This is a genomic window from Flavobacterium sp., from assembly GCF_035456085.1.
In the GTDB taxonomy this organism is placed as follows: domain Bacteria; phylum Bacteroidota; class Bacteroidia; order Flavobacteriales; family Flavobacteriaceae; genus Flavobacterium.
The window spans coordinates 1-22,065 of record NZ_DATIDY010000110.1 but is presented as its reverse complement, the minus strand read 5'-3'; the positions used below and the strand labels follow the sequence as shown (position 1 = coordinate 22,065).

The 22,065-nt window shown below is 32.0% G+C and carries 19 protein-coding genes; 4 read left to right on the top strand and 15 right to left on the bottom strand.

Features of this window, described 5'->3' with window-relative positions; all coding sequences use genetic code 11:
• The first annotated feature begins 67 nt into the window (after window positions 1-67).
• Both VLC96_RS08585 and VLC96_RS08580 read left to right on the top strand, forming a co-directional pair.
• Complete coding sequence (locus VLC96_RS08585; protein WP_325262134.1) at window positions 68-1,138, top strand: DUF4097 family beta strand repeat-containing protein; 1,071 nt, start codon at window positions 68-70, stop codon at window positions 1,136-1,138.
• 42 nt (window positions 1,139-1,180) lie between these two features.
• Window positions 1,181-1,900 (top strand): head GIN domain-containing protein, encoded by a 720-nt coding sequence (locus tag VLC96_RS08580; RefSeq protein ID WP_325262132.1) that lies wholly within the window; start codon window positions 1,181-1,183, stop codon window positions 1,898-1,900.
• Between the two features lie 66 nt (window positions 1,901-1,966).
• Here VLC96_RS08580 and VLC96_RS08575 read toward each other — a convergent pair whose 3' ends face one another.
• The 6 genes from VLC96_RS08575 to VLC96_RS08550 all read right to left on the bottom strand — a co-directional run bounded on the left by VLC96_RS08575 (window position 1,967) and on the right by VLC96_RS08550 (window position 11,787).
• Window positions 1,967-3,298 (bottom strand): MFS transporter, encoded by a 1,332-nt coding sequence (locus tag VLC96_RS08575; RefSeq protein ID WP_325262130.1) that lies wholly within the window; start codon window positions 3,296-3,298, stop codon window positions 1,967-1,969.
• 66 nt (window positions 3,299-3,364) lie between these two features.
• The gene (glgB, locus tag VLC96_RS08570; RefSeq protein WP_325262128.1) at window positions 3,365-5,272 is read right to left on the bottom strand and encodes a 1,4-alpha-glucan branching protein GlgB; all 1,908 of its coding nucleotides are present in this window, start codon (window positions 5,270-5,272) and stop codon (window positions 3,365-3,367) included.
• A gap of 33 nt (window positions 5,273-5,305) precedes the next feature.
• Window positions 5,306-6,940 carry a maltokinase N-terminal cap-like domain-containing protein gene (locus VLC96_RS08565; RefSeq protein WP_325262126.1) on the bottom strand — a complete coding sequence of 545 codons (1,635 nt, stop codon included), beginning with the start codon at window positions 6,938-6,940 and terminating at the stop codon, window positions 5,306-5,308.
• Between the two features lie 2 nt (window positions 6,941-6,942).
• Entirely contained in the window at window positions 6,943-8,874 is a 1,932-nt protein-coding gene (locus VLC96_RS08560) for an alpha-1,4-glucan--maltose-1-phosphate maltosyltransferase (RefSeq protein ID WP_325262124.1), read from the bottom strand.
• A gap of 212 nt (window positions 8,875-9,086) precedes the next feature.
• Entirely contained in the window at window positions 9,087-10,367 is a 1,281-nt protein-coding gene (locus VLC96_RS08555; RefSeq protein WP_325262122.1) for a glucose-1-phosphate adenylyltransferase, read from the bottom strand.
• On the bottom strand, window positions 10,357-11,787 hold the full coding sequence (locus tag VLC96_RS08550; protein WP_325262121.1) for a glycogen synthase: 1,431 nt from the start codon (window positions 11,785-11,787) through the stop codon (window positions 10,357-10,359). Before VLC96_RS08550 ends, VLC96_RS08555 begins: the two co-directional genes overlap by 11 nt.
• Before the next feature lie 182 nt (window positions 11,788-11,969).
• On the opposite strand from VLC96_RS08550, the gene VLC96_RS08545 reads away from it, so the two are divergent.
• On the top strand, window positions 11,970-12,833 hold the full coding sequence (locus VLC96_RS08545; protein WP_325262120.1) for an alpha/beta fold hydrolase: 864 nt from the start codon (window positions 11,970-11,972) through the stop codon (window positions 12,831-12,833).
• Between the two features lie 5 nt (window positions 12,834-12,838).
• Window positions 12,839-13,231 (top strand): peptide-methionine (R)-S-oxide reductase MsrB, encoded by a 393-nt coding sequence (msrB, locus tag VLC96_RS08540; RefSeq protein WP_325262118.1) that lies wholly within the window; start codon window positions 12,839-12,841, stop codon window positions 13,229-13,231.
• A 77-nt stretch (window positions 13,232-13,308) separates the two neighbouring features.
• Here msrB and VLC96_RS08535 read toward each other — a convergent pair whose 3' ends face one another.
• The 9 genes from VLC96_RS08535 to VLC96_RS08495 form a co-directional block, all read right to left on the bottom strand.
• On the bottom strand, window positions 13,309-13,737 hold the full coding sequence (locus VLC96_RS08535; RefSeq protein WP_325262117.1) for a hypothetical protein: 429 nt from the start codon (window positions 13,735-13,737) through the stop codon (window positions 13,309-13,311).
• 141 nt (window positions 13,738-13,878) lie between these two features.
• A complete protein-coding gene (sucD, locus tag VLC96_RS08530) occupies window positions 13,879-14,751 on the bottom strand; it encodes a succinate--CoA ligase subunit alpha (protein WP_325262115.1) in 873 nt (290 codons plus the stop codon).
• An 84-nt stretch (window positions 14,752-14,835) separates the two neighbouring features.
• Window positions 14,836-15,198, bottom strand: coding sequence for a nuclear transport factor 2 family protein (locus VLC96_RS08525; RefSeq protein ID WP_325262113.1), 363 nt, complete (start codon window positions 15,196-15,198; stop codon window positions 14,836-14,838).
• 5 nt (window positions 15,199-15,203) lie between these two features.
• A complete protein-coding gene (locus VLC96_RS08520) occupies window positions 15,204-16,133 on the bottom strand; it encodes a UDP-3-O-(3-hydroxymyristoyl)glucosamine N-acyltransferase (RefSeq protein ID WP_325262112.1) in 930 nt (309 codons plus the stop codon).
• A gap of 112 nt (window positions 16,134-16,245) precedes the next feature.
• On the bottom strand, window positions 16,246-16,812 hold the full coding sequence (gene efp / locus VLC96_RS08515; protein WP_325262110.1) for an elongation factor P: 567 nt from the start codon (window positions 16,810-16,812) through the stop codon (window positions 16,246-16,248).
• Window positions 16,813-16,907: 95 nt separating this feature from the next.
• Window positions 16,908-17,693, bottom strand: a complete 786-nt coding sequence (gene lpxA / locus VLC96_RS08510) for an acyl-ACP--UDP-N-acetylglucosamine O-acyltransferase (protein ID WP_325262108.1) — start codon at window positions 17,691-17,693, stop codon at window positions 16,908-16,910.
• 65 nt (window positions 17,694-17,758) lie between these two features.
• Window positions 17,759-19,147, bottom strand: coding sequence for a bifunctional UDP-3-O-[3-hydroxymyristoyl] N-acetylglucosamine deacetylase/3-hydroxyacyl-ACP dehydratase (locus tag VLC96_RS08505; RefSeq protein ID WP_325262135.1), 1,389 nt, complete (start codon window positions 19,145-19,147; stop codon window positions 17,759-17,761).
• Window positions 19,140-20,183, bottom strand: a complete 1,044-nt coding sequence (gene lpxD, locus VLC96_RS08500; RefSeq protein ID WP_325262106.1) for a UDP-3-O-(3-hydroxymyristoyl)glucosamine N-acyltransferase — start codon at window positions 20,181-20,183, stop codon at window positions 19,140-19,142. Before lpxD ends, VLC96_RS08505 begins: the two co-directional genes overlap by 8 nt.
• Window positions 20,184-20,309: 126 nt before the next feature.
• Complete coding sequence (locus VLC96_RS08495; RefSeq protein ID WP_325262104.1) at window positions 20,310-21,539, bottom strand: HD domain-containing protein; 1,230 nt, start codon at window positions 21,537-21,539, stop codon at window positions 20,310-20,312.
• Between the last annotated feature and the right edge of the window lie 526 nt (window positions 21,540-22,065).

The following is a 22,065-nucleotide window of genomic DNA, read 5'->3' as shown; positions in this document are numbered from 1 at the left end:
CGAATTTCTTTTTTGCAAAGTGTTTTGCAACGCATTGAAGAAACCGAAAAACTTAAAAAATTAAACGATGCAAAAACAATTTAAAATATTTTTAGTCTTTTTACTGATTCCTTTTTTGGGATTTTCTAATGATGATTTTACCTTTTCCAAACAAAGAGTAATCAACAAAGCTTATGCGGTCAATAGCGATGCGGGAATCAATATTGAAAATTCTTTTGGTAATATTTTTGTAACTACTTGGAATGAAGATAAAATCGAAATCGAAGTGCTAATAAAAGTAAGTGGCGATAACGAGAAATGGGTTAACGAAAGATTTGAAGCTATTGATGTCAATTTTACGGCCTTAAAAAATTTGGTTACCGCTAAAACTGTATTTGACAAGAATGTTTCCAGAAATAACGGAAAGAACAATAATTTTCAAATCAATTACACGATAAAAATCCCTAAAAATGGAACCGTAACATTATTGAATAAATATGGAGGCATTAGTACTACAGATCTTTATTCGACTACTGATATTACATGCAAATACGGCAAACTTAACTTAGGAAGTTTAAATGGAAACAGCAATAAAATCGAAATGGGATATTGTTCCAAATCAAGTGCTGAATACCTGAAAAATGCCAATATAACTTCAAGATATTCAGGAATAAAAGTCGAAAAAGCTGGGAAAATCGATTTACTTTCAGATTATTCCGATATTGAACTTGTAGAGAGTAATGATGTAAAATATACGAGTAAATACGGAAGTGTCAAGGTTGGAAAAGTAAATTCATTAGATGCAGTTGGAAATTATTTGACGATTGATGTTGGTTCAATTGCTAATGAATTAAAGCTATACGCTAAATACAGTAATATTACAATAGATGCCATTCAGGCAAAAGCTAAAAATGTAAATATAGTTTCAGGATATACTGGGGTTAATATAGGTTTTCACCCCAATTATTCTTTTGATTTTGATATAACGGTAAAATATGGTGATTTCAAATATGATAATGATTTGAATGTCAGTTCCAGAGAAGAAACTAATATCACTAAGAAGATTAGCGGGTATTATAAGAAAAAAGGAGAAAACAAAATTACAGTTACGTCAGATTACGGTAATGTAAAATTGTATAAAAATGATGTTTCAAAGTAGTTTCAATCATATAATCAATAAAAAATTTAAAATCAATTAAAGATGAAAAAATCACTTCAGTTAATCATTTTGGGAGCTTTATTTGTGTCATCAATAGGATGTGCACAAGGAAATAAAGTCCATGGTAATGGAAATGTAATTACAGAGAAGAGAACTACAGCTGAGTATGATGAAATCAATGTTTCTGGGTTCTTTGATGTTGTGTTGGTGTCAGGAAAAGAAGGAAACATTAGCATTCAGGCAGAAGAAAATTTGATGCCATATATCAAAGTTGAAGTAAAAGACAATAAATTGCATATTTATTCGGAGAAAAATGTAAGTATCAGCACTAAGAAAAATATCGTTCTGACAGTTCCTTTTGACAAAATTAGTTCGGTTTCTTTGTCTGGTTCTGGGGATGTCAGCACTAAAGATGCTATTGTTGCTACTAATTTTAAAACAAGATTATCAGGATCTGGTGATTTGACTTTAAATATAAAAGCAACAGATATAGAAGCAAATCTCAGTGGTTCAGGTGATGTTGTGATAAAAGGAAATTCAGATAATTTTACTTCCAAAATTTCTGGTTCTGGTGATCTAGATGCTGAAAATTTAATAACTAAGAAAGCTAATTTGACTATTTCAGGATCTGGTGATATGAAAATAAATTGCAGCGAAAATCTATTTGCGAGAGTTTCCGGCTCAGGAGATATTAGTTACAAAGGAAACCCACAAATAAAAGATACGAAAGTAAGTGGCTCTGGTGAAATATCAAAAATATAGTTTAAAACATAAGGCTGTCCAAGAAAGACAGCCTTATGTTTTTTATTCAATTTGAATTAAAATATTTTATTTACTTACGGCTTCATTCTTTGGAACCCTATTCAAAAGTAAAACTCCAATTATAAAAAATAGAGCCAAAAATACAATTGCAAGTCTAGGACTACCTGTGATTTGATCAATAAGACCATAAACGCACATACCGATTACAATTCCGATTTTTTCAGTAACATCATAAAAGCTAAAAAATGAAGCAGTATCATCAGTTTCTGGTAATAATTTCGAATAAGTGGAACGAGATAATGCTTGAATTCCCCCCATTACTAATCCTACTAAGGCTGCCATTACATAAAACTGATTTGGTGTAATAATAAAATAAGCCGCAGAACAAAGTATAACCCAAAAACAGTTGATTACAATTAGGGTTGGTATATTTCCAAATTTAGCAGAAGCCCTTGATGTTAAAACCGCACCCGCTATAGCAATTAATTGAATAAGTAAAATACAAATAATTAATCCTATTTGACTCTGACTTGACGATTCCCATGCGATTTCTTGTGAACCAAAATAAGTGGCGATAAGCATTACGGTTTGAACAGCCATGCTATAAACAAAGAAACTTATCAAATATCTTTTCAGAGGAATATTGGTTTCCAACAAGCCCCAAACTTTTTTTAATTCCTTAAAACCATTAAAAACTACAGCATTGGTAACTTTTCGTGTTTCATTTTTATTTCCTTTTGGTAAAAAATAATAAGTGTATTGACTAAATATTATCCACCAAATTCCAACCATTACAAAGGAATATTTCATCGCTTTCATGGCGGCTTCACCATTGCCGTTTCCTGTAATTCCAAAAAAATCGGGAAACATTACCATTCCCAAATTTATAACCAGCAAAATCACACTACCAATATATCCCAAAGAATAACCTTTGGCACTTACAGCATCTTGTTGTTCGGTGAAAGCAATATCTGGTAAATAGGAATTATAAAACACCAAACTTCCCCAGAAGCCAATTAGTCCAAAGAAATAAAAAAACAAACCAACATAAATATTCTCTAAGCTAAACCAATTGAGACCAATACATGAAAGAGCACCCATATAACAGAAAAATTTCATGAATGCTTTTTTGTTTCCAACATAATCAGCAATTCCGGATAATAAGGGCGAAAAAATAGCCACCATTAAAAATGCGGCGGCTGTTATAAAACTAATTAGAGCAGAGTTTTTCAAACTCATGCCAAAAACTTCAATATAATGACTCCTGTCAGAAAATAAAGATTCATAAAAAATTGGAAATATTGCTGAAGAAATAACCAATGGATAAACCGAATTTGCCCAATCGTAAAATGCCCAAGCGTTTAATATTTTTTTACTTCCCTTTGCTAAATCTGCCATATTTTGTTTTTTTTATGCGAATATATCTATTTTTAATTCAATTCAAAATAGGATGTTATACTAAATTTAAGCAATTTTTAGAACTGTCATTCCCAACGGAGGAAGTGTTAATGCAATAGAATATTCTCTGCCATCATAAGGAATGTTTTCTGTGGTTAATTTTTTATTGTTTTTCAATCCGCTTCCGCCAAATTCGGTTTCGTCACTGTTAAATATCTCTATTAATTTTCCTTTTTTAGGAATGCCAATTCTATAATTTTCACGGACAACCTGTGTAAAATTTAAAACAACTATCAAATCATCTTTGGCATTATTTCCTTTTCTAATAAACGACATCACAGCATGTTCATGATCTGAATAATTTATCCATTCGAAACCTTCTGGACTAAATTGCTTTTCGTACAAAGCAGGTTCTGTTTTATATAATTTATTCAAACTTGTAATTAATAATTTGATTCCATTATGAAAATCATATTGCAATAAATGCCAATCAAGGCTATTTTGAAAATCCCATTCACTACTTTGACCAAATTCATCACCCATGAACAATAATTTGGTTCCAGGATGTGTAAACATGTAACTATAAAGCAATCTCAAATTAGCAAATTTTTGCCATTCGTCACCAGGCATTCTTCCTGCGATTGAACGTTTTCCATAAACGACTTCATCATGTGAAAGCGGTAACATAAAATTTTCGGTATAAGTATAAGTCATCGAAAATGTCAAATCGTTTTGATGGTATTTTCTATAGACCGTATCTTTTTGAAAATATTGTAATGTATCATGCATCCAACCCATCATCCATTTCATTCCAAAACCAAGTCCACCAGCAAAAGTTGGTCTGGAAACCATCGGAAATGAAGTACTTTCTTCAGCAATAGTCTGAACTCCTTCGTAATTGCCGTAAACAGCTTCGTTGAAATCTTTTAAGAAGCTAATGGTGTCTAAGTTTTCTCTACCTCCATAAATATTTGGTTCCCACTCCCCTTCATTTCTAGAATAATCCAAATAAAGCATCGAAGCTACAGCGTCAACTCTTAGTCCATCAACATGGTAATGGTGTAACCAAAACAACGCATTACTAATTAAAAACGAACGAACTTCATTTCGTCCATAATTAAAAACTAAGCTTTTCCAATCTGGATGATAACCTTTTCTACGATCTGGATGTTCAAACAAATTAGAACCATCAAAAAATCCCAAACCATGAGCATCCTCAGGAAAATGTGATGGAACCCAATCAAGAATAACTCCAATTCCAGCCTGATGTAATTTATCTACCAAAACCATAAACTCCTGAGGATTTCCAAAACGAGAAGTTGGCGCAAAATATCCTACCAATTGATATCCCCAAGAAGGATCATAAGGATATTCCATGACAGGCATGAATTCAACGTGTGTAAACCCAGTTTCCTTGACATATTTTACAAGATCATTGGCATATTCCAAATAGGTCAAAAAGCTGTTTTCTTTGCCTTTTCGTTTCCAAGAACCCAAATGCACTTCATAAACCGAGTAAGGTTTGTCCAAAGCATTATGTTCTTTACGGGTTTCCATCCATTTATTATCTTTCCATTTATAGTTAAGATCCCAAATAATAGAGGCTGTATGCGGTGGTTTTTCACAATAAAAAGCAAAAGGATCTGCTTTTTCAGTGATAATTCCGCCATTGTGAGATTGTATTTTGTACTTATATCTTATTCCTTGTTCGAGTCCCGGAATAAATCCTTCCCAAATTCCAGATGAATCCCAACGAACTTGCAGTTGATGTTCGCCTTGAATCCAAAAATTAAAATCGCCCACAACAGAAACAGTTCTTGCAGATGGTGCCCAAACCGCAAAATAGACTCCTTTGACCCCATCAACTTCTACAATATGAGCGCCTAATTTTTCGTAAAGTCTGAAATGTTTACCGGCTTTAAATAAATTAATATCAAAATCTGTAAAAAGAGAATAGCTTTGTACTTTGTTCATTTTTTGTTTGTTTTCTTGTGAAATTGTAATCAATTAATTTTTATTGAAATTCATTATACTCGCAATTCCTGTCAGAGGAATTACAGACCAACGTGGTCTTGAATTTAATTCGTAACCCAATTCGTAAACTGCTTTTTCTAAAAGACAATATTTCAATAAAAAATCAATTTCTTTTACGTAACCGATGTTAAGATTACCTCCTTGAGCTACTTCTGTATAAGTATTTAGAAAAACACCAACGAAATAATTATATAAAATTTCGCCAGCCTGAAAAAGTTCCTCCTGAATATAAGGATATTTATCATTGCTGTTAAAAATAGTAGCATAAATCGCATAATGAAAAGAACGGAACATTCCTGCAACATCTTTCAAGGGTGGTTGTTTTACTTTTCTATCACGAATAGTACTTTCTGGTTCTCCTTCAAAATCAAGTATAAAGAAATCTTCGCCATTTACCAAAACTTGCCCTAAATGATAATCGCCATGAATACGAATACGCTCCGATTTCATTTGAGTCCAGTCAAAATCTAAAAATGCCTTTCGGATTTCTTTTTTATGATCTAAAAATTGGTTGGCTAGTTCTAATGTCAAACCATCAAGTTTATGTAAATTATTTTCTAAAATATTCAATCGGTTTTGAAACTGATACGTCAATCTGTTTTTCAGCCAAACCGAATAATCTCCATTATAAGTAATTGGTGTAAATGCTGTTTCGTGTATGTCACTTCCTAGGGCAATATGCATTTCGGCAGTTCGGGTGGCTAATGTTTTTATTTTGAGAAAAATACTCAATCCTGCCCAATCGATAATTTCGTGAGGAACATCGTTGAGTTTTAGTCTTTTGAATAATTCAACATCGGGAAGCCTGGCAATTGTAATTTTTTTTGTCTTTAAATTTTCAAAAATATGATCAATTTCCTCTAACATAAATTTCCAAGCATCACCTTGATTTGCAATCAGTTCCTGCATTAAACCTAAAGTGATATTTCCATCAGATATTTTTATGCTTATATTTCCGGTATAAGCAGGAGAGTGCTTGAAATTAGTTCTCTCAGTAAGGAAACGGTTGATCTCATAATCAGGATTCATGCTAATATAAATTCTTCTAAAAATTTTGAGCACTAAGTTGTTATTATAAACAATAGAAGTATTACTTTGCTCCACTCCCATAAAATAAGATGAGATATATTCTTTGTCCTGCAACGCTTTTCCTCTGTGAAATCGAACTTTTGATTCTTCATTTTTTTTAGAATTAATAATTTTTTCAAAAAGTAATTTTCTAAAATCTTCCTGATGTAAAGCATCAACCAGATATCCTTCTTTTTCATTCATTATTACGGGAGCAATTACCGTATTGGTATCTAAATCTTTTTCAGACATAAAAGCCAATGGCATAAAATAGTGCTGATAAAAAGCTTCTTTGAAATTAACTTCGAATAAAACTCCATAATAAGTATAATTATTGGAACTGATTTTGAAAGAATACACAACTTCAATATATTTTAAAGTGCTTGCTTTTCCGGCATACCACCTTTTATTGATGATGTAATTTTCTAGAATATCAGAGGCAAAAATTTTAATAAAACTTTCGTCTTCTAATGCATTTTCCCAATCAGTATGAAATACAAATGGGTTTTGATATTCGGCTTCGTTAATTTTATCAACCATTGCTAATGGATTTTAAAAAGATGAAAAGGTAATTCCGGAGAAAGCTCTACATAATTCCATTCATTATCCCAATAATAACTATTCCCAGTAATTAAATCGGTTATATGAATATAGTGTCTCTGTAGTTTATCTAATGGCAATTTCACAGATGCGCTACTAATATTATGTGGATCCAAGTTTACAATCATTAATGTTTCGTCAAGTTTGTTGTCATCAAACTTATAATAAGCCATAATTTGATCGTTATTGGTTTCGCAAAAAATTATATTATTGGTTTGTTGCAACGAAAGGTGTGCTTTTCTTAAAGTATTAATTCGGGTAATTAGTGTAATTAGCTTATTTTGAATGGTCCAATCCCATTTGTAGTATTGATATTTTTCAGAATCTAGATATTCTTCTTTACCTGGAGCCATTGGCGTACTGATCATATATTCGAACACTGGTCCGTAAATCCCGACATTCGAACTTAATGTTGCAGCCAAAAAATATTTCTGCAAATGCACTGATTCGTTTCCGTGCTGCAATGCAAATGGATTGATGTCTGGTGTGTTTGGCCAGAAGTTTGGTCTGTAAAATTCTTTTTGTTCTGACTGAGTTAATTCTTGTACATATTCAGTTAATTCTTGTTTTGTATTTCTCCATGTAAAATAAGTATAGGATTGACTAAAACCTTGCTTTGCCAATTCATTCATAATTTTTGGACGCGTAAAGGCTTCTGCTAAAAACAATACATCGGGATGTTTTTTCTTTATTTCTGCAATTAACCAACCCCAGAAATAAAAAGGTTTTGTGTGTGGATTGTCTACTCTGAAGATTTTAATATTGCATTCTTCGATCCAAAATAAAGCGACATCAAGTAATTCCTGCCAAAGGTTTTTCCAATCTGAGGTTTCGAAATAGATGGGTTGAATGTCTTGGTATTTTTTAGGAGGATTTTCAGCATATTGAACCGTTCCGTCGGGTCTCCATTTAAACCATTGCGGAAAATCTTTGACATAAGGATGATCTGGTGCGGCTTGCAAAGCATAATCCATTGCAATTTCGATTCCTAACTCCTGAGCTCTATACACTAATTCTTTAAAATCCTCTATAGAACCCAATTCGGGATGAGTTGATTTGTGTCCACCGTGATGAGAACCAATTCCCCAAGGCGAACCTACATCACCATATTCAGCAGTTGTAGCGTTATTTTTTCCTTTCCTGTTAATTTCTCCAATAGGATGTATTGGTGGGAAATAAAGCGTGTCAAACCCCATTTCGGCGACTCTGGGAAGTAAACTTATACAATCTCTGAAAGTTCCATGTCGGCCTTCTTCAGCGGAAGCCGAACGCGGAAAAAATTCATACCAAGTACTAAATAATGCTTTCTTTCGATCAACGTAAACCTGCAAATCAAGTGATTTATTTTCTAAAAAACGAATTGGATATTTCTTGAAAATTCGGTGCAATTCATCTGATTTGGCTTCATTTATAGCATTATCATATTCTGATTCTGTTGTAAAATAATAATGTAATTTATTGAGATAATCGTTTTCATAGCCTTCAACTAAATGCTGAATCGCTCTAATATATTCAGCGCCTTCGAGTAGTTCAGATTTAACATATTGATTGTCATTTATTTTTCGTTCGGTTCCATGTTGCCAATTTAAAGCATAATCAACCCAACCTTCAACAAAATAAGTGTAAAACCCCTGTTTGTCCACTTGAAATTCAGCAATCCATTCATCATTTTGAATGTGAGTCATTCTCACTTCTTGCCAGTTTTCATCGTATTCGTGTTTGAATTTCACACAACATTCTATCACATCATGTCCATCAGAAAAAACATTGGCAGTGACAACCACCTTTTGACCTAAAATTCTTTTAATTGCAAAGCTTCCACCATCAAGTTGTGGCAATACATTTTCTATTATTATACGTGTCTGATTTTGCATACTATTAGTTAAATTGTGTATAAAAATTACTAAATAATAATTTATAAAGACTAATCCTTAAAATTACAAAATATTCTTTTAATTAATTGATTGTGTTTAATTTCTTATTTTCAATAAATTCGAAATAATAATTAAAAATTACACCAAATCGAAAGTCCATTTAGCACAGTCAATTTGGTGTATTAATTTTAAATAAATAACTTAAGGTAACTTTATTCAATTATAAAATTATCTGGAATTATTGCTCCTTTTCGAATTACGATAATCCCTTCTTTTACGCAGTATAAATCATTGACTGTGTCTTCCAGATGTTTACCACCTTTTATAAATACATCGTTACCAATTCTACAGTTTTTATCTACTATAGCATTATGTATAAAACATCTTTCACCAATACCAATTAACGGAATGTTATTTGCTTTATCGTTTTCAATATCTTCAATACTTTGATATAAGTCATTTCCCATTACATAACTATGCTGAATTAGGGTCTCCTCTCCTATTCGGGAGCGATTTCCAATAACCGATTTAGTGATTTCTTTAGCATTAATGATGCAACCCTCAGAGATTACGGAGCTTTCGATTACAGTTTTATGAAACTTAGAAGGAGATAATAAACGAGGTCTAGTAAAAATTCTATTATCGTTATCAAATAAATTGAATTGAGGAACATCATCCGTTAAACCAATATTAGCTTCAAAAAACGAATCAATATTTCCAATATCTGTCCAATATCCTTCATATTGATAGCTTAGTATTTTTTTATTTCCAACAGCTTGCGGAATGATTTCTTTACCAAAATCTTTTGTTTCTGGATTTGACATCAGTTCAATTAGCAACTTTTTATTGAAAATATAAATTCCCATTGAAGCTAAATAAAACTTACCTTGGCTTTTCATTTCATCGCTAACTTCAGATTCCCAATTAGGAAGTAATTCTTTCGCAGGTTTTTCGATAAATGATTCAATATGATTTTCTGGATCGGTTTTTAATATTCCAAATTCGGGAGCGTCTTTTTCATTTACAGGTAAAGTAGCAATTGAAATGTCAGCTTCGGCATCAATATGAGCACAAAGCATTTCATTAAAATCCATTTGATACAATTGATCTCCGGAAAGTATTAAAGCATAATCGAATTCATGGTTTAAAAAGTGTGGCATACATTGTCTAACAGCATCAGCAGTTCCCTGAAACCAAGTTGGATTATCCGGAGTTTGTTCTGCAGCCAAAATATCAACAAATGAATTACTAAAAATGCTGAAATTATAAGTGTTTTTAATGTGAGCATTTAATGAAGCCGAATTAAACTGAGTCAACACAAATATTTTATAAATATCCGAATTAATGCAATTTGAAATAGGAATGTCAACTAATCTATATTTTCCTCCAATTGGCACTGCTGGTTTTGATCTTCTGGCGGTCAAAGGATATAATCTTGAACCTTGCCCTCCTCCTAAAATAATTGCGATTACATTTTTCTTTTTAGTTTTCATACCGTTTAGCAATAATTAAATTATATAATTCTACATATTCCTGACTTACATACTTCCAGGAATGATTTGTATTCATCCCTTTTATTCTAATTCGATTAAATATTTCTTTATTTTGATATAAATTGACGGCTCTCTGGACAGAATCACAAATATCATCTACCGAAGCATTATCATGACAAATACCATTTCCGTTATCTTCAAAATCAATAATGGTATCTTTTAACCCTCCTGTTCTTCGAACTATTGGAATTGTCCCATAACGCATGGCATACATTTGATTCAATCCACAAGGTTCAATACGTGATGGGATCAGGATAAAATCAGAACTGGCGTATGTTTTATGTGCTAATTCTTCATCATAACCGATGTGTACATGATAATTACCTTTATACACATCAAGAAGTTGTTTAAGTTGATTTTCTATTTCAAGATCGCCATATCCTAAAATTACGATGTTAATTTGATCTTTAAAAGTTGTCAAGGCAGAAACTACTGTCTTAGGTAATAAATCAGCTCCCTTTTCATTATAAAGTCTTCCAATAAAACTAAAAAGCGGTTTTGTTGGGTCCATATTAAAGTGAGAACATAATTGTGCTTTATTATTTTTTTTTCCTTCATTTATAGAATTAACCGAATAGTTTGTATCTAACATTGAATCTGTTTCGGGATCCCAAATTTCTGTATCAATTCCATTAAGAATTCCTCTTGATTTATCTCTTACGCGTTGAAATAATGTTTCTAGACCATTATCTGAATGATTAATTTCATTAAGATAGCTAGGCGAAACAGTTGTAATGATGTCAGCACATTTAATTCCGGCTGCTAATGAATTTATAAAGTTCCCCCATTCAATTTCTTTTATGTGAATCAAATCAAATTCTGGTAAATAATACAGTTTATTAAAAGTAAATATCCCTTGATACAGACCATTGTGAATGGTCATAACTGTTGGAATATCTTTTATTCGATCATATTTGGGGCAATATTTTTTCATAAAAGGAACGAGTCCTGTATGATGATCGTGGCAATGAATTAGATCTGGCACAGATTCTCTTTCGGAAATCCAATCCAAAGTTGCAATTTGGAAAGACAAAAAACGCTCTATATCGTCTCTGTAATTATATATATTTGGTCGGTCAAAAAGTTCTGGTATTTCTACTAAATAGAGCTCAAATCCCAACTTATTGGTTGTTTCTTTTTGAACAGAAAATGGAAAATTAAAGTTACCTAATTTTAATTTGCCATGATAAACACATTCAAAATTATTATTTAACCTAAATATTGTTTGATAAGAAGGAATAACTACACTTACGTTATTATCTACTTTATTTTGATATTTTGGAAGTGAGCCAATTACATCGGCCAGACCTCCCACTTTTGCTACAGGGTAGCACTCTGCCCCCATGTGAAGTATTTCCATCTAAAAATTTTTAATTTAAAATGATATGACTTGGGGCAACAGAACACCATACTAAATTTAAATATTTGATAATTTTTTAGTGTTAATCAAAATTATATTAACATTAAATTTATAGTACTTTTGTGTTTTTTAAATTTAATCAAAAAAAATTAATTGAGAAAGACTTTTATAATATTATTAAAATGACAAAAAAAAATCTAAAAGCTATTAAACCTATAAAAGTTCCTAGAATTATTAAATTATCTGCTAAATTTATCGCCTTATTGTCTACAAAATGGGCTGTTATTTATGCATCAAAATTGTTTACAAGACCTATAAAGCATAAAATTCCGAAACGTGAAATCGAAATGGATAAAAATAGTGTTCAGCAAATGCTTTCTGTTTCTTCAATTAATAGGGAAATAAATGTCTACAAATATGGAAAAGGCAGTAAAAAAGCGCTTTTGGTACATGGATGGTCTAGCAGAGGAACACAATTGTGCAAAATAGCAAAAGAACTAATAAATATAGATTACCAAACGATTAGTTTTGATGCGCCAGCACATGGGAAATCACCTGGAAATTCGACTATTATGGTTGACTTTATTGCTTCTGTAATTGAAATTGATAAGCGATTTGGTCCATTTGAAATTGTTATTGGCCATTCTTTAGGTGGTATGACGGTAATGAATGCAATAAAAGAAGGATTGAAAGTTGATAAAGCCATTATTATTGGAAGTGGTGATATTGTACAGGATATAACAGATGATTTTGTGGCAAAATTAGGTCTGAAATCAGCTATCAGTAAGTTGCTGTGTGAACGATTTGAAAACAAATATGGAGGTAAGATGGATGATTATAGTGTTTATAAAGCAGCAGCAAAAACGTCAATTCCAACATTGGTTATACATGACAAAGATGACCCAGAAGTGCCAGTAAAAGCTGGAATAAACATTCACCAACATTTAAAAAATGGAGAATTAATGCTTACCGAACAATTAGGTCACAGAAAGATATTAGCTGATAATGAAGTGATTCAAAAAATTATTAATTTTATAAAAAAATAATGATTATGAATTATCCTTTTGTTAAATCAGAGAAAGAATGGGAAGAAGAATTAGGAGCAGAACGCTATAGAATTCTTCGTCAAAAAGGAACTGAATATCCTCACACAGGAAAATATAATTTACATTTTGAAAATGGTGTATATTGTTGTGGAGCTTGTGGCTCTCCTCTATTTGAAAGTAATTCAAAATTTGACGCACATTGTGGTTGGCCTTCATTTGATGAATCAATACCAGGAAAAGTGGCTTATATTCCAGACACAACGCATGGAATGAAACGCACTGAAATTGTATGCGCTAATTGCGGCGGACATTTAGGACATGTTTTTGATGACGGTCCAACAAAAACTGGTCAGCGATATTGTGTAAATTCGCTGTCTGTGGATTTTAAAGAAAAATAGATCTTTTTATTTACAAAAGCTTCACAAAAAAAGCTTCACGATTTCTGTGAAGCTTTTTTGTTTACTCAAGAATTAGCTTAAAAAGCCACATTCCATCTTGGTAATTTTCCAGTTTCGTCTAAAAACTTTTGCAATACTTGTCCTTCTACACTAGTTGGAATTGCTTTTACTGAATCATTAAAAGTTTCGAACCAAAGAACCTCTAATGTTTCAATATTTTCTTTTTTCATTTGCGCAGGCCAAGAATATTTTCTTCCTGTTTTGGCAAATTGATGGCCATTTACTATTTTATCATATAGTCCGCCGTTTTTGCTTTTCAAAGTTCCATCATTTTGTACAGTTCCAGTTGAACCCACCATGATTAATTCTTTAGCACCAGCTTCAATAGCATATACTACAAAAACACCACTTCCAGTTTCCGAAGCATTACAAACAGCTTCTAAATTATCATCTTGCGTAAAGGTAAAACTTCCATTCACCGTAAACTTTTCTAATTCTTTGTACATATAATATTTTTTGTAGCCTCTAAGTTTCTGAGAAACTGAGCTGCTAAGTTTTTTTAGATTAAATTCTACTATTTAAAAATGTAAAAAAGCCTCAACAAATATTGAGGCTTTTTTGGAATTTGCTATTTTTAATATTTGGAATTATCCAAGTATTTCTTTTACTTTTTTACCAATTTCAGCTGGCGAATCAACTACATGAATTCCATTGTCTCTCATGATTTGTTTTTTTGCAGCAGCTGTATCGTCAGAACCTCCAACAATTGCACCAGCATGTCCCATTGTTCTTCCTGCAGGAGCAGTTTCTCCAGCGATAAAACCAATTACAGGTTTGCGGTTACCATCAGCTTTGATCCATTTAGCAGCATCAGCTTCTAATTGTCCACCAATTTCACCAATCATGATGATAGCTTCAGTTTCAGGATCGTTCATCAATAATTCAACAGCTTCTTTAGTAGTAGTTCCAATAATTGGATCTCCACCAATACCGATAGCAGTAGTAATTCCTAATCCTTGTTTTACAACTTGATCAGCAGCTTCGTAAGTTAATGTTCCAGATTTAGAAACAATTCCAATTGTACCTTTTTTGAAAACAAAACCTGGCATAATTCCAACTTTAGCTTCACCTGGTGTAATTACACCTGGACAGTTTGGTCCAATTAATCTAGCGTTTCTTTCTTTTACATAACTGTTTGCTTTAATCATATCAGCTACTGGAATTCCTTCTGTAATTGCGATAATTACTTTTATTCCAGCATCAGCAGCTTCCATAATAGCATCAGCAGCAAAAGCTGGTGGTACAAAAATAATTGAAGTATCTGCTCCAGCTTCTACAACAGCGTCTTTTACTGTATTGAAAACTGGCAAGTCCAAATGTGTAGATCCTCCTTTTCCAGGAGTCACTCCACCAACAACATTTGTACCGTATTCAATCATTTGAGAAGCGTGAAAAGTTCCTTCACTTCCTGTAAATCCTTGAACAATTATTTTTGAATCTTTATTAACTAAAACACTCATGATATATTTTTTATGTAGTTTTTAAAATTGTTTGGCAAAAGTAAGGTTTTTGTAATTATTTCATACTTTTTATAATAAAAATAATTACGAAATTTGACTCATTTTATAGCCTCTGTATAATTTTTCATCTTTAATTTCCCAGATGATCATAACATGTGCCAAAAACATTTCTTCTCTTGGATTTTCAATTGTTTTTGCATATCGTGTGAAGCGAACAGAAACTATATTTCCCTCTTGTATTATATGGCTGACTCTTGCTTTTGCACGAACATAAGCTTTGCTAATTTCTGTTGTCAAATTTAACAATGCATCATAATCCATTTGAATAAATCCTTTAGTAGTATGCCAATCCACGATACATTCTGGATGTAAATATTCCTTCATTATTTCAGGATTAATATAAGCATCTGATTTATAAAATCTCTTTACAAGTTCTTTAGGGGACATAATAACTATTTTAATTTATTTAAAATTTCTGGAATCTTCTTAATATTTGCTAATTGTTTTAATTTTTCTCTTGATTCTTCAATTGGTGTACCAAAATAAGTTTTTCCACCTTCCACTGATTTTGTCACTCCGGTTTGCCCCATAATTACAGCTTTTTCTCCAATGGTTATACCACTTGTTGTTCCAACTTGTCCCCAAATTGTAACTTCATCTTCAATAATAACACAGCCTGCAATTCCTGTTTGAGAAGCGATTAAGCATTTTTTTCCAATAACTGTATCATGTCCAACATGCACTTGATTATCGATTTTTGTGCCTTCACCAATAGTAGTGTCACCTGTAACTCCTTTATCGATAGTACAAAGAGCTCCAATTCCAACATTATCGTTTATTACTACTCTACCTCCTGATAGCAATTGGTCGAATCCTTCTGGTCTTTTTTTGTAATAAAAAGCATCAGCGCCAAGAACAGAACCTGAATGTATAATCACATTATTACCAATAACAGTATGATCATAAATAGCAACATTGGCGTGAATCAAACAATTTTCTCCAATAACAACATTATTCCCAATAAAAGCATTTGGTTGAATGACAGTTCCTTTTCCAATTTTTGCGGAAGCAGAAACTGCAAGTTGAGCATGTTCAAAAGGTTTAAAATGCTTTGTTAAAACATTAAAATCTCTAAAAGGATCGTCAGAAATCAATAATGCTTTTCCTTTGGGACATTCTACTTTTTTATTTATCAAAACAATAGTTGCTGCAGAATTTAATGCTTTGTCATAATATTTTGGATGGTCGACAAAAACAATATCTCCAGATTCTACAACATGAATTTCATTCATACCATAAACTGGAAACAACGCATCACCAACAAATTCGCATTGAAGTAAATTTGCAATATCTTGTAATGAATAAATTTTTGGGAATTTCATAATTTTAATTAGAAAATTAGATAATCAGATAGTGGGTAATTAGATAATTAAAAATAAGTAAAGAGAATCAATACATTTTCTAATTATCTAATTGTCTCATTTTCTAATTCATTTATTCTTTCACACGTTCCATGTAAGAACCTGTAGCAGTATCAATTTTAATTTTATCACCTTCATTAATAAATAAAGGAACGTTTACAGTTGCTCCAGTTTCAACAGTTGCTGGTTTTGTGGCGTTAGTAGCTGTATTTCCTTTTACACCTGGTTCAGCATAAGTTACTTCTAAAATTACTGATGGAGCCATATCTACAGATAAAGGTAAATCAGTTTCTGTATTGATTTGGATCATTACGTTTTCACCTTCTTTCAATAAATCTGGAGAATCCAAAACATTTCTGTTTAATGTGATTTGTTCAAAAGTTTCAGCATTCATAAAATGAAATTGGTCTCCTTCTGGATATAAAAACTGAAAAGTATGCGTTTCTACACGTACTGTATCAATTTTGTGTCCTGCAGAAAAAGTATTATCTAAAACTTTTCCGTTTGTCAAGGATTTTAATTTGGTTCTAACAAATGCAGGTCCTTTTCCTGGTTTTACATGAAGAAACTCAATGATTTTATAAATATCGTGATTGTGTTTAATACAAAGTCCGTTTTTAATGTCTGATGTAGATGCCATTTTTTTAATTTTTTTTGTTTATTCGTGATTTGCTTAACTGTTTATTTTTCATCGATTAAACGATTAAAAAAATAAACAATTAACCGAGTTTTTTTTTAATAATTTCCTGTATATCCTTTCATAACCCCACGAGATGAATTTCGAATAAAATCTAATATTTCATCGCGTTCTGTTGTCGCTTCCATTTCCGCTTCAATAATACCAATTGCTTGGGTTGTATTGTAGTTTTTTTGATAAAGAATTCTGTAAATATCCTGAATTTCTCTAATTTTTTCAGTTGTAAAACCTCTTCTTCTTAAACCGATAGAGTTGATTCCTACATAAGATAAAGGTTCTTTTGCTGCTTTCGTATAAGGAGGAACATCTTTTCTTAACAAAGACCCACCAGAAATCATGGCATGATCTCCAACACTTATAAATTGATGCACAGCAGATAAACCACCAATAACAGCATAATTACCAATTGTCACGTGACCACCAAGTAAAACACCGTTTACAATAATTGCATTATCACCTACATGACAATCGTGAGCAATATGAGCAGCTGCCATAATTAAACAATTATTTCCTATAACTGTTTGACCTGAAGCAATTGTTCCTCTATTAATGGTTACACATTCTCTAATTGTGCAGTTATCTCCAATAATAGCGAGAGAATCTTCTCCACCAAATTTTAAATCTTGTGGCACAGCTGCTATCACAGCACCTGGAAAAATGTTACAATTTTTACCAATTCTCGCCCCTTCCATTATAGTTACATTAGAACCTATCCAAGTTCCATCCCCTATAACAACGTTATTATGTATAGTTGTAAAAGGTTCAATTACAACGTTTTTTGCGATCTTCGCACCTGGATGAACGTATGCTAACGGTTGATTCATTTTTTTTGTTTAATCGTTATACTGTTTAATTGATAATCGAATAAAGATTATTATTTAAACAAAATTTATTGTTTTCTGGCAATTTGCGCCATTAATTCTGCCTGAGCAACCAATCGCCCGTTTGCATATGCATTTGCTTGCATGTGGCAAATTCCTCTTCGAATAGGAGTAATTAAATCACATTTAAAGACAAGTGTGTCTCCAGGTAATACTTTTTGTTTGAATTTTACATTGTCAATTTTCATGAAAAAAGTCAGATAGTTTTCAGGATCTGGAACTGTGCTTAAAACTAAAATCCCTCCTGTTTGGGCCATTGCTTCAACAATTAAAACACCTGGCATTACTGGTGCATTAGGAAAGTGACCAACGAAGAAATTTTCATTCATTGTTACATTTTTCATCCCTACTACATGGCTATCGGACATTTCAATAATTCTGTCTATTAACAAAAATGGAGGTCTATGCGGTAACATAGCCATAATTTTATGAATATCCATTAATGGTTCCTGATTCAAATCATAAGTTGGAACATAATTTCTTTGTTCGTTCTTGATGATTTTTGACATTTTTTTGGCAAACTGAGTATTTACAAAATGTCCTGGTTTGTTTGCTATAATTTTTCCTTGAATTTTAGTTCCAATTAAAGCCAAATCTCCAATTACATCCAGCAATTTATGTCTTGCTGCTTCGTTTGGATAATGTAAAGTCAGATTATCTAAAATACCATTTGGTTTTACAGTAATTTCATCTTTACCAAATGCTTTTTTCAAACTTTCCATTGTAGATTCAGAAATGTCTTTATCTACATATACAATAGCATTATTTAGATCACCACCTTTAATTAAACCGTTTTCTAACAAGGCTTCCAATTCATGTAAAAAACTAAATGTTCTCGCGTCAGAAATTTCAGTTTTGAAATCATTAATAGTTTTTAAAGTAGCATTTTGAGTGCCTAATATTTTTGTACCAAAATCAACCATTGTTGTTACACTATAATGGTCGCTTGGCATCACCATGATTTCACTTCCAGTAGCTTCATCAGTAAAAGAAATAACTTCTTTCACGACATATATATTACGGTTTAGTTCTTGTTCTTCAATACCAGCTTTTTCAATAGCTTCCATGAAATATTTTGAAGAACCATCCATAATTGGAAGTTCAGAAGCATCTAATTCAATGATAATATTATCTAAATCAGATCCCATCAAAGCTGCTAAAACATGTTCAGGTGTTTGAATTTTCACACCCAATTTTTCTAAATTTGTACCACGTTGAGTATTAACTACATAATTAGCATCAGCTTCAATAACTGGATGTCCTTCAAGGTCAACACGTACAAATGTAAATCCATTATTTACTGGTGCAGGTTTAAAAGTCATTTTAACTTCCTTGCCAGTATGCAATCCGACTCCTGTTAACGAAACTTCTGTTTTGATGGTCTTCTGTTTAACCATTGTTTCCATTTTTTTGGTTTAATATTTGTTTTTTTAACTCTTCTATTTCTTTTACCAATTTCGGCAAATTCTTAAAATGAACATACGATTTACTAAAATCAGAATAGCCGAATGTTGGACTTCCCTGTAACACTTCGTTGTCCTTTATATTACTTGCAACTCCTGATTGAGCCTGTATACGTACATTGTTGCCTATGGTCAAATGACCTACAATCCCCACTTGTCCTCCTATCATTCCGTTCTCTCCTAATTTAGTAGAACCAGCAATTCCTGTTTGAGCCGCAATGACAGTATTTCTACCGATTTCGACATTATGAGCAATTTGAACCTGATTGTCAATCTTTACTCCAGCTCTTATTACGGTTGAACCTAATGTTGCTCTGTCTATAGTAGAATTGGCACCAATATCAACATTGTCTTCTATAATTACATTTCCTATTTGTGGAATTTTATCATAGGTGCCATCTTCATTTGGAGCATATCCAAAACCATCAGCTCCGATAACAGCTCCTGAATGAATAGTACAATTATTACCAATTACGGTTTCTGAATAAATTTTTGCACCTGCAAAAATAATCACATTATGACCAATATTTACATTATCACCGATAAAACTTCCAGGATAAATTTTTACATTATCTCCCAAAGTTACATTGTCTCCTATGTATGAAAAGCTTCCTAAATAAAGATTCTCCCCGTAAGTGGCACTTTCTGAAATGAACGAAGGTGTTTCGATACCATTTTTATTTAACTTAACCTGATTATAAAATTCTAGTAACTTGGAAAAAGATTTATAAGCATCTGTTACTTTAATAAGTGTTGTATCTATTGGAGATTCAGGCTCAAAAGTGTCATTGACAATAGTAATTGACGCTTTAGTAGTATATATAAAGTTAGTGTATTTTGGATTGGATAAAAAAGTAAGCGAACCTTCGGTTCCTTCTTCAATTTTAGACAAACGAGATACTTCAACATTGGAATCACCAACAATTTCTCCTTCTAATATCCCTGCTATTTGTTCAGCTGTAAATTTCATCTTATTGTATTGTATTTTAAAATATAACTAGAACATGCTAAAAGTTAGTTCTTTCTATATAATAAAAATAGATTTGGCCTAATTCGTGGCGACAAAAATATAAAAAATAGAATTTAAATATTAATTTTAAAGCAGTTGTTTTGGAAAACATATATAATACTTGGTCACCAGCCTTGATAATGACTTCAAATTCAATTGATCAGAGGCTTCAACAACGTCTTCGATTGTAGTATCTTTATTTAAAATTCGTATAGGTTCGGCTACTTTGCTATATGCCTGACTTTTTATTTTCCCTTTAAATATAAAATAATTCGTCTCTGCCAACGATATTTTATTTTGGGTTGAAAATTTTTCTTTTTGTATCTGCATTTCATCCAACGAAACTTTCTCACTGGTTAATTTGATTTTTAATAAATCTCTATTAATAATCATTTTACTCAATGAAGACAGAATAAAATCATCGTTACTTTCCCATGCTTTTATAGCACTTATAATATCAAAATCATCCAGCTTCGCAAATAATTTTAATGTTTTTTGATCAAAAGTTTCTAAGGTTACTTTGTTTTGCATAAAAAATAACAAAGGCGAACTACATGGTAGAACAACTCCTCTTTCGGTTAATTCTTTGGCACGTTTTAAAATTTTAGTCAAAGTTAATTCGGCTACCAAACTAGTTTTATGCAAATACACTTGCCAATACATTAGCCTGCGTGACATTAAAAACTTTTCGACTGAATAAATTCCCTTTTCTTCAATTACCAATATATCATCTACCACATTCATCATCTGAATTAACCTTTCGGAATTGACATTTCCTTCGGATACTCCAGAGTAAAAACTATCTCGTTTTAAATAATCCATGCGATCCATATCTAGCTGACTCGATATCAGTTGCAACATAAATTTACGATGGTATTCACCTTTAAAAACCTGAATAGCCAGACTCAACTGTCCATTGAATTCAATATTGAGTTCGTTCATTAGTAGTAATGAAATTTCCTCGTGATGCACAGCCTCTACAATACTACTTTCCATTGCATGCGAAAAAGGCCCATGTCCAATATCATGCAATAGTATAGCAATATATAAAGCATTTTCTTCTTCAAGACTAATTACAACCTCCTTGAAACGTAATACTTCGACTGCTTTTTGCATCAAATGCATGCATCCTAAAGCATGATGAAAACGAGTATGATTGGCACCTGGATATACTAAATAGGACAATCCCATCTGAGAAATACGTCTTAATCGTTGAAAATATGGATGTTGTATTAAGTCGTATATTAAAGGATTTGGTATGGTGATGAATCCATAAATTGGATCATTGAATATTTTTAATTTATTTATTTGAGTCACAATCAGGCATTTTTTAAGAAAACAAATATAGTTAAATAGTATATAAGAGTGAAATGGAATTTGTTTTCTAATCTCAAAAAAAACCTTGACAATTACCTAATATGAATTTCAAATTTTATATATAAAGTCATTGCTGTCAAATTATTACACTGTATGGTGATGTGGAATACTAAGATTATTAAATGTTTAACTATCATAAATCAATTACGATTTATTTTAAACTATTTCGATAATAGAAAGGCGCAAGAAAATTGATTTCTTTTTGTTCAGATCATTCAATCTTTTTTCCTAATTCCCAGCTTTTGCTCCTGATCCCTAATCCCTGACCTCATATAATAGATCAGTTTATTGCAAAAAAAAACTTCTCAATTTCTTGAGAAGTCTTGTGGGCTCTCAGGGACAGTAATCGAACACTTAATACCAATTTTGACGTTTTTTGAAAACCTAAAATAGTATAAATGTGAAAACAAAAACGCCATTGTCTCCCAATGGCGTTGTTTGTCTTTGTGTGGAGTACTAGGGTTCA

Excerpts from the sequence above, each read along its gene's own strand:
- VLC96_RS08585 (WP_325262134.1), top strand. The coding sequence starts at position 68 with ATGCAAAAACAATTTAAAATATTTTTAGTCTTTTTACTGATTCCTTTT.
- VLC96_RS08580 (WP_325262132.1), top strand. The coding sequence starts at position 1,181 with ATGAAAAAATCACTTCAGTTAATCATTTTGGGAGCTTTATTTGTGTCA.
- VLC96_RS08575 (WP_325262130.1), bottom strand. The coding sequence starts at position 3,298 with ATGGCAGATTTAGCAAAGGGAAGTAAAAAAATATTAAACGCTTGGGCA.
- glgB (WP_325262128.1), bottom strand. The coding sequence starts at position 5,272 with ATGAACAAAGTACAAAGCTATTCTCTTTTTACAGATTTTGATATTAAT.
- VLC96_RS08565 (WP_325262126.1), bottom strand. The coding sequence starts at position 6,940 with ATGGTTGATAAAATTAACGAAGCCGAATATCAAAACCCATTTGTATTT.
- VLC96_RS08560 (WP_325262124.1), bottom strand. The coding sequence starts at position 8,874 with ATGCAAAATCAGACACGTATAATAATAGAAAATGTATTGCCACAACTT.
- VLC96_RS08555 (WP_325262122.1), bottom strand. The coding sequence starts at position 10,367 with ATGAAAACTAAAAAGAAAAATGTAATCGCAATTATTTTAGGAGGAGGG.
- VLC96_RS08550 (WP_325262121.1), bottom strand. The coding sequence starts at position 11,787 with ATGGAAATACTTCACATGGGGGCAGAGTGCTACCCTGTAGCAAAAGTG.
- VLC96_RS08545 (WP_325262120.1), top strand. The coding sequence starts at position 11,970 with ATGACAAAAAAAAATCTAAAAGCTATTAAACCTATAAAAGTTCCTAGA.
- msrB (WP_325262118.1), top strand. The coding sequence starts at position 12,839 with ATGAATTATCCTTTTGTTAAATCAGAGAAAGAATGGGAAGAAGAATTA.
- VLC96_RS08535 (WP_325262117.1), bottom strand. The coding sequence starts at position 13,737 with ATGTACAAAGAATTAGAAAAGTTTACGGTGAATGGAAGTTTTACCTTT.
- sucD (WP_325262115.1), bottom strand. The coding sequence starts at position 14,751 with ATGAGTGTTTTAGTTAATAAAGATTCAAAAATAATTGTTCAAGGATTT.
- VLC96_RS08525 (WP_325262113.1), bottom strand. The coding sequence starts at position 15,198 with ATGTCCCCTAAAGAACTTGTAAAGAGATTTTATAAATCAGATGCTTAT.
- VLC96_RS08520 (WP_325262112.1), bottom strand. The coding sequence starts at position 16,133 with ATGAAATTCCCAAAAATTTATTCATTACAAGATATTGCAAATTTACTT.
- efp (WP_325262110.1), bottom strand. The coding sequence starts at position 16,812 with ATGGCATCTACATCAGACATTAAAAACGGACTTTGTATTAAACACAAT.
- lpxA (WP_325262108.1), bottom strand. The coding sequence starts at position 17,693 with ATGAATCAACCGTTAGCATACGTTCATCCAGGTGCGAAGATCGCAAAA.
- VLC96_RS08505 (WP_325262135.1), bottom strand. The coding sequence starts at position 19,147 with ATGGTTAAACAGAAGACCATCAAAACAGAAGTTTCGTTAACAGGAGTC.
- lpxD (WP_325262106.1), bottom strand. The coding sequence starts at position 20,183 with ATGAAATTTACAGCTGAACAAATAGCAGGGATATTAGAAGGAGAAATT.